Raw genomic sequence first — 12,170 nt, forward strand, 5'->3', positions numbered from 1 at the left:
GGCCCGGCCGGTTCGTGTCCCACTCCGCGTCTCCCTGGAGCGTCTCTTGCCCGGTCCGCCCCCCGATGCCCCTCATGAAGCGCGTCCCACGCTCGAGGCAGTGGCGGCCCGCGCCGGAGTCTCCCGGGCGACCGCCTCCCGAGTGGTGAACGGGGGCGCGGGGGTGCGTCAGCCGCTCGTGGACCAGGTCCGCAAGGCGGTCGAGGAACTCGGCTACATTCCGAACCACGCGGCCCGGACCCTGGTGACCCGGCGCAACGGGGCGGTCGCCGTGATCATCGACGAACCCGAGGTCCGGATCTTCTCCGACCCCTTCTTCTCCCAGCACATCCGGGGCATCAGCCGTGAACTCGGTGTGTACGACGCGCAACTGGTCCTCCTCCTGGTGGAGGGCAGGGGCGACTTCGACCGGGTCACCCGCTATCTGGCCGGTGGGCACGTCGACGGGGTGCTCGCGTTCTCGCTGCACACCGACGACGAACTTCCCTCCGTCATCCGCCGGTTCCGGGTGCCGACCGTCTACGGCGGCCGCCCGGGACGGCCGGGCGCCGCCTCCGCGCTCGCGGTCCCCTATGTGGACTGCGACAACCGCGGTGGCGCCCGCGAGGCCGTGCGTCACCTGGTTTCGCTCGGCCGCCGGAACATCGCGCACATCGCGGGCCCGCGCGACCAGACGTCGGCGCTCGACCGGATCGACGGCTACGCCGACGTACTGCCCGGCGGCGACCCCGCCCTCGTCGCGGACGGTGACTTCACCACCGAGGGGGGCGCCCGGGCCATGGCCCGGCTGCTGGAGCGGCGGCCCGACCTGGACGGCGTCTTCGCCGCCAACGACCTGATGGCCTCCGGCGCTCTGAGGGTGCTGCACGCACACGGCCGCAGGGTGCCGCAGGACGTGGCGCTGGTCGGATTCGACGACATGGATTCGGTGGCCGAGGCCACCGATCCCCCACTGACGACGGTCCGTCAGGACGTCGAGGGAATGGGGAGACTGATGGTCCGACTCCTCATGGAGCGCCTCAACGACGGGGTCACCGGCACCGATTCGGTGATCACCCCGACCGAACTGATCCGCCGCGCTTCGGCATGACCCCGCCGCACGGCGGCCGGTGAGCGCGGTCAGCGGACCGCACGCCGCCGCGCTTCCCGGTGGGCCACCCGCGCCCGACGCGCCCGCGGCAGGTACCGCAGCCGTTCCGGCAGCACCGGTACGACCACCCGCACGACGGAGCAGAACCGCCGCAGACCGCGCTCCTGGGCATCGGTCCATTCCAGGCCGATCGCCTCGCGCGCGTCCGGCGGCATGAGACCGACCGTGAGGAAGGCGCGGAACCGGGCCAGTGGCGGGAGCAGCAGCGGCCACAGGGCCCTCAGCAGCAGCCGGAGAGCCAGGGGCCCGCGGTCCGGGGGCGGCACGGGGGCCCCGGTGGCGACGAGTTCCTCGACGACGACGGTCCGTTCGACCTCGTGGGCGAGCATGGAGCGGTAGTAGGGCCAGAAATCCTCGATCGTCTGCGGCATGTCCCGGTCGTGGATCCCGAGCACTCGGCCCACCTGGAGCCACTCCCGGTACAGCGCCCGCTCCTGCTCCGGGCCGAGCGGCCGCACGAGGTACCGCGCACCGTGCCGGTACACGGGGAAGCCGGTCGCGTGCACCCATGCGTAGTTCGCCGGTGACAGTGCGTGGTAGGGGCGGCCGCGGGTGTCGGTGCCCTGAATGGTGCGGTGCAGCCGGCGGAGCCTGCGCCCCTCGTCGGCGGCCTCCTCACCCCCGTACACCCAGAGCTGGAGCGAGCTGAGGGAACGCTCCCCCCGGCCCCACGGGTCCGTACGGAATACGGAGTGCTCATCGACCCCCGCACCGACCGCGGGGTGGGCGACCTGCAGAGTGAGGGCGGCAGGCAGCATCAGCAGGGCCCGGATGTCACCGGACAGGCTCCACAGCACGCCCCCGGGCGGGGGCGGCGCCGGATCGGCGCCCCTGACTGCTTCACTCATCTCGCTGCTCATGCGGTACTCCCCGGCGGCCTGCGGGCGCTCGGCTCGGCACCCGGCCCGGCCCCCTGCCTGATCCAGTATGCGAGCGCGTCGGGCCTCATGCGCACCGGCCCCGCTTCGGTCAGCGGTGTTGACGGAGCTCATGAAACAAGTCGATAGTATTTGTAACTTTGACTCCTGGACCGAACGGCTCGTCATATTCGTTGCGCGAAAGGCGAGTTGTGACCTTCGGTAGCCATGATCCGTAACAGCGGGCCCGCGGGGAGTCGTACACGGACAGGAGGGCGCACCATGGGGCGATACAGCCGCCTGCACGAGATACGCCGGATGGATCCGGCGCGCGACTACGCCGAGATCCTTCGGCTGATCTCCCAGTACGAGTTCCCGTGGGACTACCGGCAGGGCGTGAGCGTCGCCTTCCTCCGGGACTACGGCGTCCCCCGGATCTCCGTGCTCCTGGACCGGACCCAGGAGTTCGAACGGGCCGGGCAGAAGAGGTACGACGACACGGTGCTGATCGGCTACGAGATGGCCGCCGACGGGTTCGACTCGGAGCGCGGGCGGGCTGCCGCGCGCCATCTGAACCGGATCCACGGCAAGTACAGCATCCCGAACGAGGACTTCCGCTATGTCCTCGCGACGACGGTCGTGGGGCCCAAGCGCTGGATCGACCGCTTCGGCTGGCGCCCGCTGTGCGCCCAGGAGGTCCAGGCCCTCGTGGAGACCGGCCGCAAGATGGCGGCGGTCATGGGCATCGAGGGCGCGCCCGACACGTACGAGGGGTTCGAGCGGCTCCTCGACTCCTACGAGGAGCGGATGTTCGCGTACGACCCGGCCAACCGCCGGGTCGCGAACGCCACCTTCCGCGTCATGGCGAGCTGGTACCCGCGTCCGTTACGCCCCCTGGTGGCGAGGTTCTCGCTGGCCCTGCTGGACGAGCCGCTGCTGACCGCGCTGGGTTTCCGGCCACAGCCGCGATGGGCGCAGGCCTCGGCGTCGGCGGCCCTGCGCCTGCGGGCCCGGTGCGTGCGCCGGCTGCCGGCCCGGCCGCGCCGGTTCCCCTCGCGCCCGCAGCCCCGTTCGTACCCCTTCGGCTGGCGGCTCGACGACCTCGGACCGCACTGGGCCCGCAGCCGCCCGCTGGAACCGCTGCCCGACGGGACGGACGGGGACCCCGGTGCGTCTAGCCGGCAGCCAGCAGCGGCACCAGATAGCAGCGGGCGAACTCCCGCACCTGGGCCTCGTCGTCGAGCTCGAAACAGCTGACCGGATTGAGGAGGAAGGAGACGGTGACGCGCACCATCAGTTCGGCGACCGGGGTCGCGTCGGCCGCCGGCCGGCCCTCCGCGCGCCGGGCCTCGCGCAGCCGGTCGGCCAGGTAGTCGCGGATGGCGAGGAAGGCCGGTCCGCTCTCCAGGGTCAGGAAGGGCAGCATGGTCTCGGGCTCCAGCCGCAGCAGACCGCCGATGAGCGGATGCTCCCGGATGTGGCGGAGGACCGCGGCGAAGCCCTCGACGAGCCGGTCCTCCGTCGTCGGCAGCGCGGCCACGGCATCGTCCACCTCCACCAGGAAGCGGCGGTACTCACGCAGCAGACACGCGGAGACGAGGCTGTCCTTGTTGCCTATCCGCCGGTACACGGTCACCCGTGAGACCCTGGCGCGCCTGGCGACGTCGTCGACGGTGGAGCGGCGCAGCCCGAAGGTCATGAACTGCTCGCGCGCGGCATCCAGGATCTGCTCGCTCAGCGTGTCCGACGGGGGCGCCTCGGCGAGCGCGAGGGCCAGCCGTGCGCCGTCGGTGCTCCGTGCCGTCATGGGCCCTCCCCCGTTCCGCCGCTGCCCTCCACCATAGGAGTGGATACGTGGTGACACACCCCGTATCTCTGTAACAACGCGGAGTGGGCGCCCTGCTGATGGCGCCGTGCCGGCCGGTGACTACATAGCCGCTTCGCTCGCGTCAGCGGCGCGAGAGGGTCAGGACGAAGCCCTTGCCCCAGCCACCGAGGTCGTTGCAGACATGACCGATCAGCTTGACGCCCTTGCCACGGGGCGAGGTCGCGTCGCCGCGGATGCAGGTGATCTCGGACATGAGCGCAGGCTAGGGGCCACCACTGACACCGGGCTCTTTCACATCATTGGTGAGACAGCAATACTGTTGCACCGGAGTGGGGCGCACGTACGCGGCGGCCACCCGCGGGCGGAGACGAGGAGCGGACATGGCGACCGAGGGCGAGGAGCCGAAGCTCACCGTCGACGAACTGGCGGCACGCGCCGGCGTGACGGTGCGCACGGTGCGCTTCTACAGCACCCGGGGGCTGCTCCCGCCCCCGGTCATCGGCCCCCGCCGGGTCGGGCACTACGGGCACGACCACCTCTCCCGGCTGGCGCTCATCGAGGAGCTCCAGCACCAGGGCATGACGCTCGCCGCGATCGAGCGCTATCTGGAGCAGTTGCCGCCCGGTCTGAGCGCCCACGATCTGGCGATCCACCGGGCTCTGGTGGCGTCGTGGGCGCCCGATGCGGCGGAGGAGGCGACCCGCGGGGAACTGGAGCGGCGTGCGGGGCGGGCGCTGTCGCGGGAGGACGTCGACCGGCTGGCCGCGATGGGTGTGCTGGAGCGGTCCGGACCGGAGGACGGTGTGTACCGGCTGGATCCGGGGCTGCTGCGGCTCGGCGTGGAACTGCTCGACGTGCCGATCGCGCACGAGACGATCCTTGCCGCCCGTACGGTCCTGCTGGAGCACACGCGCTCGGCCGCGCACGAGCTGACCCGGCTGTTCCGGGACGAGGTGTGGGGCCCCTACCGGGAGCGGGAATCGGATCCCGAGCACCTGAAGGCGATGAAGTCGCTGTCCGCGCACATGCAGCCGCTCGTCCTGCAAGCGCTCGTGACCGCGTTCCAGCGTTCCCTGAAGGAGGAGCTGCGGGCCGCCTTCGCGGGCGAGTAGCAGCCCGCCGGGCCGCACCGGTGGGTGCCCGCCGGGCCTCACCCGGTGGGTGCGGCCCGGCGCAGCGAACTCAGTCGTGGAAGGTCTCGCCCTTCTCCGCCTTCTCCACGAGCAGCTCGGGCGGCAGGAACCGGTTCCCGTACCGCTCGGCGAGTTCCCGGGCGCGGGCCACGAATCCGGGCAGGCCGCCCTCGTAACCGTTGATGTACTGGAGCACGCCGCCGGTCCACGCGGGGAAGCCGATGCCCATGATGGAGCCGATGTTGGCGTCGGCGACGGTGATCAGGACGTTCTCCTCCAGGCAGCGGACGCTGTCCAGGGCCTCGGAGAAGAGCATCCGCTCCTGCATGTCGGTGAAGGAGATGTCCGTGTCCGGCTTCACGAAGTGCTCGCGCAGACCGGGCCACAGGCGGGTCCGCCTGCCGCTCTCGTCGTACTCGTAGAAGCCCGCGCCGCCGCTGCGGCCCGGGCGGCCGAACTCGTCGACCATCCGGTCGATGACCGCGTCGGCGGGGTGGCCGGCCCAGCTGCCGCCCGCCTCCTCGACGGCCTTGCGGGTCTCGTCGCGGATCTTGCGGGGCAGGGTGAGCGTCAGCTCGTCCATCAGGGAGAGCACCTTGGCCGGGTAGCCCGCCTGGGCGGCGGCCTGCTCGACGGACGCCGGCTCGACGCCCTCGCCGACCATGGCGACGCCCTCGTTGATGAACTGGCCGATGACGCGCGAGGTGAAGAAGCCGCGCGAGTCGTTGACGACGATCGGTGTCTTCTTGATCCGGCGGACCAGGTCGAAGGCGCGGGCCAGGGCCTCGTCGCCGGTCTTCTCGCCCTTGATGATCTCGACCAGCGGCATCTTGTCGACGGGCGAGAAGAAGTGCAGCCCGATGAAGTCGACGGGGCGCGCGACCCCTTCGGCCAGCACCGTGATGGGCAGGGTCGAGGTGTTGGAGCAGAGCAGGGCGTCCGGCTCGATGATGTCCTGGATCTCGTGGAACACCTTGTGCTTGAGCGAGGTGTCCTCGAACACGGCCTCGATGACGGCGTCGCAGCCGGCGAGGTCGGCCGGGTCACCGGTCGGGGTGATGCGGGCCAGCAGCTCGTCGCGCTTCGCCTCGGTCGTACGGCCCCGGGAGAGCGCCTTGTCGAGGAGCTTCTCGCTGTACGCCTTGCCCTTCGCGGCGGCCTCGGTCGAGACGTCCTTGAGGACGACGTCGATGCCGGCCCGGGCGCAGGAGTACGCGATGCCCGCACCCATCATCCCGGCGCCGAGGACGGCGACCTTGCGGACCTGGCGCTCCTCGATGCCCCTCGGGCGGCTGGCCCCGGAGTTCACGGCCTGGAGGTCGAAGAAGAACGCCTGGATCATGTTCTTCGAGACCTGGCCGGTGACCAGCTCGGTGAAGTAGCGGGCCTCGATGGTGAGCGCGGTCTCGAAGTCGACCTGCGAGCCCTCGACGGCCGCGGCCAGGATGTTGCGCGGCGCGGGCATGGGCGCACCGGCGAGCTGCTTCTTCAGGTTGGCCGGGAAGGCCGGCAGGTTGGCGGCGAACTTGGGGTTGGACGGGGTGCCGCCTGGGATCCGGTAGCCCTTGACGTCCCAGGGCTGCTGGGACTCGGGGTTGGCGTCGATGAAAGCGCGGGCCTTCTCCAGCATCTGCTCGCGGGTGGCGGCGACCTCGTGGATCAGGCCGTTCTCCAGGGCGCGCGCGGGGGTGTACTGGGTGCCCTGGAGCAGCACCTTGAGCAGCGCGTCGGCGATGCCCATGAGGCGTACGGTGCGGGTGACGCCACCGCCGGCGGGCAGCAGGCCGAGGGTGACCTCGGGCAGGCCGATGCGGGAGCCGGGGGCGTCCAGCGCGACGCGGTGGTGGGCGGCGAGGGCGATCTCGTAACCGCCGCCGAGGGCCGCGCCGTTGATGGCGGCGACGACGGGCTTGCCGAGGGTCTCGATGCGGCGCAGCGACCTCTTGATCGCGGTGCCGGCGTCGAACGCGGCCTGGGCGTTCTCGGGGCCGATCCTGATCATGTCCTTGAGGTCGCCGCCGGCGAAGAAGGTCTTCTTGGCGGAGGCGTAGATGATGCCCCGGATGGAGTCCTTCTCGGCCTCGGCCCGGTCGGCGATGGCCTCGATGGAGTCCCGGAAGGCCTGGTTCATCGTGTTGGCGGACTGGTTGGGGTCGTCGAGTACGAGGGTGACGACGCCGGTCTCGTCCTGTTCCCAGCGGATGGTCGTGCTCTCGGTCATGTGTCTGTCTTCTCCGTAGGAAGGGAACGGTCAGAGACGCTCGATGACGGTGGCGACGCCCATGCCGCCGCCGACGCAGAGGGTGGCGAGGCCGTAGCGCTTGTCGCGCCGCTCCAGCTCGTCGATGAGCGTGCCGAGGATCATCGCGCCGGTGGCGCCGAGCGGGTGTCCGAGCGCGATGGCGCCGCCGTTGACGTTGATCTTGTCGAGAGAGAGCCCCATGTCGCGGGCGAAGCGCAGGACGACGCCGGCGAAGGCCTCGTTGATCTCCACGAGGTCGATGTCGTCGATGGTCAGTCCGGCCTTGGCGAGCGCCTTGCGGGTGGCGGGTGCGGGGCCGGTGAGCATGATGGTGGGCTCGGAGCCGGAGACGGCGGCGGAGACGATCCGGGCGCGCGGGGTGAGTCCGTAGCGCTCGCCGATCTCCTTCGAACCGATCGCGACGAGGGCGGCGCCGTCGACGATGCCGGAGGAGTTGCCCGCGTGGTGGACGTGGTCGATCTTCTCCACCCAGTGGTACTTCTGCAGCGCCACCGCGTCGAACCCGCCCATCTCGCCGATCGCCGCGAACGACGGCTTGAGCGCGGCGAGGGAGTCGGCGGTGGTGCCGGGGCGCATGTGCTCGTCGTGGTCGAGGACGACGAGGCCGTTGCGGTCCTTGACGGGGACGACGGAGCGCGCGAAGCGGTTGTCCTTCCACGCCTCGGCGGCCCGCTCCTGCGAGAGGGCGGCGAACTCGTCGACGTCGCGGCGCGAGAAGCCCTCGATGGTGGCGATGAGGTCGGCGCCGATGCCCTGCGGCGCGAACCCGGTCTCGTAGTTCGTCATCGGGTCCATCGCCCAGGCACCGCCGTCGGAGCCCATCGGAACGCGGGACATCGACTCGACGCCGCCCGCGAGGACGAGGTCCTCCCAGCCCGAACGGACCTTGGCGGCGGCCAGGTTGACGGCTTCCAGCCCCGAGGCACAGAAGCGGTTCTCCTGGACGCCCGCGACGGTGTCGGGGAGACCGGCGGCGATCGCGGCGATGCGCGCGATGTCGGAGCCCTGGTCGCCGAGCGGGCTGACCACGCCGAGGACGATGTCGTCGACGGCCGCCGGGTCGAGGCCCGGGAAGCGGTCGCGGAGCTCGTGGATCAGGCCGACGACGAGGTCGATCGGCTTGGTGCCGTGCAGGGCCCCGTTGGCCTTGCCGCGGCCGCGCGGGGTGCGGATCGCGTCGTAGACGAATGCTTCGGTACTCAAGACAGCTGCCTTTCGAGGGTGGTTGCGCAACAGGGTGACGGGGGCCGGTCAGGCGAGCAGCGAGCGTCCGATGATCTCTTTCATGATCTCGGTCGTGCCGCCGTAGATGGTCTGGATGCGACCGTCGGTGAAGGCCCTGGCCACCGGGAACTCCGCCATGTACCCGTAACCGCCGTGCAGTTGGAGGCACCGGTCGGCGACGCGCTTCTGCAGTTCGGTCGCCCACCACTTCGCCATGGAGGCGTGTACGGCGTCGAGATTCCCGTCCGAGTGGTCGACGATGCACCGGTCGAGGAAGGCGCGGGTGACGGCGCACTCGGTGGCCATCTCCGCGATCTCGAAGCGGATGTGCTGGAGCTTGGAGAGCGGACGGCCGAAGGCCTCGCGCTCCTTGACGTAGGTGGTGGTGATCTCCAGGAGGTGTTCGGCGGCGGCGATCCCGGCGACCGCTATGCCCATGCGCTCCTGGGCGAGGTTGGTCATCAGGTGGATGAAGGCGCCGTCCGGATCGCCGAGGAGGTTCTCCTTGGGGACGCGCACGTCGTTGAAGAACAGCTCGGCGGTATCCTGGGACTTCTGGCCGATCTTGTCGAGGTTGCGGCCGCGCTCGAAGCCCTCCGTGCCGCGCTCGACGACGATCAGCGAGAGGCCCTTCGCACCGCCGTCGGGGGTGGTCTTCGCGACGACGACCACGAGGTCGGCGAGGATGCCGTTGGAGATGAACGTCTTGGAGCCGTTGAGCAGCCAGTGGTCGCCCTTGTCCTCGGCGGTCGTGCGGATGCCCTGGAGGTCGGAGCCGGCGCCGGGTTCGGTCATCGCGATGGCGGTGATGATCTCGCCGCTGCAGAAGCCGGGCAGCCAGCGCCGCTTCTGCTCCTCGGTGGCGAGGCCGGTCAGGTAGGGGCCGATGATGTCGTTGTGGAGGCCGAGCGCGAGGCCCGGGGTGCCCGCCCGGGTGAACTCCTCGGCGAGGACAGCGCTGTAGCGGAAGTCGGTGTTCCCGCCGCCCCCGTACTCCTCGGGAACGGCGAGGCCGAGCAGCCCCTGCCGGCCGGCGGCGCGCCAGGCCGCGCGCGAGACGATGCCGTCCTTCTCCCACTGTTCGTAGTGCGGGAGGACCTCCTTGGACAGGAAGGTGCGGACCGTCTCGCGGAACGCGTCGTGCTCCTCGGTGAAGATCTGCCGCTGCATCAGTCGGTCGTGTCCTTCCGGGTGGTCCGCAGGGCCGGCACGCCCCAGTCGGCGGCGACCGCTTCGGTGTCCGCGCCCGGCAGGGCCGGTCCGCCGCGTACCGAGGAGGGTGTGGCCGAGAACCGGGGAGCGGGCGCGGGCTGGGTGAGTCCGCCGTGTTCGACGAAGGTGGAACGGGCGGCGAGGTGCGGGTGGTGCGGCGCCTCGCGAAGGGAGAGGACGGGCGCCACGCAGGCGTCCGAGCCGTCGAAGACCTCGGTCCACTCGGCGCGGGTACGGGTGCGGAAGCGAGCGGCGACGAGCGTGCGCAGTTCGTCCCAGCGGGCGAGGTCGCCCCGGTCGGGGGCGGTGTCCCCGAGGCCGAGGAGCTCGGTGAACTCGGCGTAGAACCGCTTCTCGAGCGGGCCGACCGCCATGTACGCGCCGTCGGCCGTCTCGTACGAACCATAGAAGGGGCAGCCGCCGTCCAGGAGGTTGGAGCCGCGCCGGTCCTGCCAGCCGCCGGCCTGCAGCATGCCGTGGATCATCGTGGTGAGGTGCGCGGTGCCGTCGACGATCGCCGCGTCGACGACCTGTCCGCTGCCGCCGGGGGTCCGGGTGTGCTGGAGGGCGGCGAGGATGCCGATGACGAGATAGAGCGAGCCGCCCGCGTAGTCGCCGAGCAGGTTGGCGGGGACGGTGGGCGGCTTCTGCGGCTCGCCGATCATCGAGAGGGCGCCGGTGACGGCGATGTAGGCGATGTCGTGCCCGGCCCGTTCGGCGAGCGGGCCGTCCTGGCCCCAGCCGGTCATCCGCCCGTAGACGAGCTGCGGGTTACGGGCCAGGCAGGTGTCCGGGCCCACGCCGAGGCGTTCGGCGACTCCGGGCCGGTACCCCTCGATCAGGACGTCGGCGCGTTCGACCAGGTCCAGGACGGTGTCCGGGCCGGTCGCGTCCTTGAGGTCGATGAGGACGGAGCGCTTGTTGCGGTTGGTGAGGTCGCCCGCCGGGTCGATGCCGAGTCCGGCCCCGCCGGGCCGGTCGACGCGCACCACGTCGGCGCCGAGATCGGCCAGGAGCATCGCGGCGAACGGGCCGGGCCCGATGCCTGCCAGCTCGACCACGCGCACGCCGGCCAGCGGACCGTGCGAGCCGTTCCCTGTCGTTGCCATCGAGCCCCCAGCGGTATGACACAACTGATGTAACACCGATGATGCTAAGAACGCACCGCGCTCGGCACAACCCCTGGGAGCGAGCAAGCGCTTAGGGATCCTCCCTCACGAAGCCTCCCCGGCCGCGCAGCGCCACGTCCGGCTCCGCTACCCTCTGCCTGCTACATCGGCGCCGGCCCCTGCGGAGGCACTCGTGAACAGGCAGAACGGGGCATCACGCCCCTATGACGTAGTCCTTTACGGCGCCACCGGCTTCGTGGGTGAACTCACCGCCGGCTATCTGGCGGCGCATGCCCCGGAAGGCTGCCGCTGGGCCCTGGCCGGCCGCAACCGCGCCAAACTGGAACAGCTGCGCAACCGCCTCACCGCCCTGCATCCGCACTGCGCGGACCTCCCGCTGCTGTACGCCGACGCCTCCGACGCCCGGGCGCTGCGCGAACTCGCCGAGTCCACCCATGTGGTGGCCACGACCGTCGGCCCGTACGTCTGGTACGGGGAGGAACTGGTCGCCGCCTGCGCCGAGGCGGGCACGGACTACACCGATCTCTCCGGCGAGCCGGAGTTCACCGACCGGATGTACCTGGAGTACGACACCCGGGCCCGCGAGACCGGGGCCCGGATCGTGCACGCCTGCGGTTTCGACTCCGTACCGCACGACCTCGGGGTGTACTTCACGGTCCGGCAGCTGCCCGAGGGCGTCCCGCTCCGCATCGACGGCTTCGTCCGCTCCAACGCCGTCTTCTCGGGCGGTACGTTCGCCTCCGCGCTCACCGCCATGGGCCGCGGCCCGCAGATGCTGCGGGCCGCCGGGGAGCGCCGGCTGCACGAACCCCGGCTGGTCGCCCGCCGCGCCACCGCCCCGCTCGGCTCACCGCGCTTCAGCAAGGAGACCGGCACCTGGGCGCTGCCCCTGCCGACGCTCGACGCGCAGATCGTGAGGCGCTCGGCCCGCGCGCTCCCCCGCTACGGTCCCGACTTCCGCTACCGGCACTACGCCTCGGTCAAGCACCTGCCCATGGCCCTGGGCGGCACGGCGGCGCTCGGCGCCCTGCTCGGCGCGGCGCAGCTGCCGGCCGTACGGAGCTGGCTGATGGATCGCTACGAGCCCGGCTCCGGCCCGGACGAGGAGCGCCGCCGGCGGAGCTGGTTCACGGTCCGGTTCGTCGGCGAGGGCGGCGGCCGCCGGGTCTTCACCGAGGTGTCGGGCGGCGATCCGGGCTACGACGAGACGGCGAAGATGCTGGCGGAGTCGGCGCTGTGCCTGGCGCTGGACGAGCTGCCGCCGACCTCCGGACAGGTCACGACGGCCGTCGCCATGGGTGACGCGCTGCTGGAGCGGCTGCGCGGGGCCGGTCTGCGGTTCCGGGTGGCGCACGTGCGCTGACGCGCCGCCG

Annotated in this window: 10 protein-coding genes and 1 pseudogene; 4 read left to right on the top strand and 7 right to left on the bottom strand. The window is 71.3% G+C overall.

Annotated elements, in window-relative coordinates:
* The first annotated feature begins 46 nt into the window (after positions 1–46).
* Complete coding sequence (locus ACFYPA_RS03100) at positions 47–1,090, top strand: LacI family DNA-binding transcriptional regulator (RefSeq protein ID WP_359311498.1); 1,044 nt, start codon at positions 47–49, stop codon at positions 1,088–1,090.
* Between the two features lie 29 nt (positions 1,091–1,119).
* On the opposite strand, the gene ACFYPA_RS03105 is transcribed toward ACFYPA_RS03100, so the two are convergent.
* Entirely contained in the window at positions 1,120–1,998 is an 879-nt protein-coding gene (locus ACFYPA_RS03105; protein WP_389129307.1) for an oxygenase MpaB family protein, read from the bottom strand.
* 291 nt (positions 1,999–2,289) lie between these two features.
* Here ACFYPA_RS03105 and ACFYPA_RS03110 point away from each other — a divergent pair, with 291 nt between their 5' ends.
* Positions 2,290–3,264 carry an oxygenase MpaB family protein gene (locus ACFYPA_RS03110; RefSeq protein WP_359082167.1) on the top strand — a complete coding sequence of 325 codons (975 nt, stop codon included), beginning with the start codon at positions 2,290–2,292 and terminating at the stop codon, positions 3,262–3,264.
* Here the strand turns inward: ACFYPA_RS03110 and ACFYPA_RS03115 are convergent.
* Positions 3,182–3,814 carry a TetR/AcrR family transcriptional regulator gene (locus ACFYPA_RS03115; protein ID WP_359082168.1) on the bottom strand — a complete coding sequence of 211 codons (633 nt, stop codon included), beginning with the start codon at positions 3,812–3,814 and terminating at the stop codon, positions 3,182–3,184. The genes ACFYPA_RS03110 and ACFYPA_RS03115 overlap by 83 nt on opposite strands.
* Before the next feature lie 145 nt (positions 3,815–3,959).
* Positions 3,960–4,088 (bottom strand): annotated as a pseudogene (locus ACFYPA_RS03120) (Appr-1-p processing protein); the annotation flags it as partial.
* Between the two features lie 127 nt (positions 4,089–4,215).
* On the opposite strand from ACFYPA_RS03120, the gene ACFYPA_RS03125 reads away from it, so the two are divergent.
* Complete coding sequence (locus ACFYPA_RS03125; protein WP_359082169.1) at positions 4,216–4,947, top strand: MerR family transcriptional regulator; 732 nt, start codon at positions 4,216–4,218, stop codon at positions 4,945–4,947.
* Positions 4,948–5,017: 70 nt separating this feature from the next.
* Here the strand turns inward: ACFYPA_RS03125 and ACFYPA_RS03130 are convergent, their stop codons facing one another.
* Genes ACFYPA_RS03130 through ACFYPA_RS03145 form a run of 4 tightly spaced genes read right to left on the bottom strand, consistent with a single transcriptional unit; the run spans position 5,018 to position 10,776 of the window.
* Positions 5,018–7,189 carry a 3-hydroxyacyl-CoA dehydrogenase NAD-binding domain-containing protein gene (locus ACFYPA_RS03130; RefSeq protein ID WP_389129080.1) on the bottom strand — a complete coding sequence of 724 codons (2,172 nt, stop codon included), beginning with the start codon at positions 7,187–7,189 and terminating at the stop codon, positions 5,018–5,020.
* Positions 7,190–7,219: 30 nt separating this feature from the next.
* Complete coding sequence (locus tag ACFYPA_RS03135) at positions 7,220–8,434, bottom strand: acetyl-CoA C-acetyltransferase (protein WP_359082171.1); 1,215 nt, start codon at positions 8,432–8,434, stop codon at positions 7,220–7,222.
* A gap of 48 nt (positions 8,435–8,482) precedes the next feature.
* Complete coding sequence (locus ACFYPA_RS03140) at positions 8,483–9,625, bottom strand: acyl-CoA dehydrogenase family protein (RefSeq protein ID WP_389129082.1); 1,143 nt, start codon at positions 9,623–9,625, stop codon at positions 8,483–8,485.
* Complete coding sequence (locus ACFYPA_RS03145; protein ID WP_359082173.1) at positions 9,625–10,776, bottom strand: CaiB/BaiF CoA-transferase family protein; 1,152 nt, start codon at positions 10,774–10,776, stop codon at positions 9,625–9,627. The genes ACFYPA_RS03140 and ACFYPA_RS03145 overlap by 1 nt, the downstream gene beginning before the upstream one ends.
* 193 nt (positions 10,777–10,969) lie before the next feature.
* Between ACFYPA_RS03145 and ACFYPA_RS03150 the strand changes: the two genes are divergently transcribed.
* Positions 10,970–12,160, top strand: coding sequence for a saccharopine dehydrogenase family protein (locus ACFYPA_RS03150; RefSeq protein ID WP_389129085.1), 1,191 nt, complete (start codon positions 10,970–10,972; stop codon positions 12,158–12,160).
* Positions 12,161–12,170 lie beyond the last annotated feature (10 nt).

It is taken from the genome of Streptomyces sp. NPDC005775 (genome assembly GCF_042871565.1).
Taxonomy (GTDB): Bacteria; Actinomycetota; Actinomycetes; order Streptomycetales; family Streptomycetaceae; genus Streptomyces.

Coding starts and splice junctions, on each gene's coding strand:
- ACFYPA_RS03140 (WP_389129082.1), bottom strand. CDS start 9,625: ATGCAGCGGCAGATCTTCACCGAGGAGCACGACGCGTTCCGCGAGACG.
- ACFYPA_RS03105 (WP_389129307.1), bottom strand. CDS start 1,998: ATGAGTGAAGCAGTCAGGGGCGCCGATCCGGCGCCGCCCCCGCCCGGG.
- ACFYPA_RS03115 (WP_359082168.1), bottom strand. CDS start 3,814: ATGACGGCACGGAGCACCGACGGCGCACGGCTGGCCCTCGCGCTCGCC.
- ACFYPA_RS03125 (WP_359082169.1), top strand. CDS start 4,216: ATGGCGACCGAGGGCGAGGAGCCGAAGCTCACCGTCGACGAACTGGCG.
- ACFYPA_RS03145 (WP_359082173.1), bottom strand. CDS start 10,776: ATGGCAACGACAGGGAACGGCTCGCACGGTCCGCTGGCCGGCGTGCGC.
- ACFYPA_RS03130 (WP_389129080.1), bottom strand. CDS start 7,189: ATGACCGAGAGCACGACCATCCGCTGGGAACAGGACGAGACCGGCGTC.
- ACFYPA_RS03110 (WP_359082167.1), top strand. CDS start 2,290: ATGGGGCGATACAGCCGCCTGCACGAGATACGCCGGATGGATCCGGCG.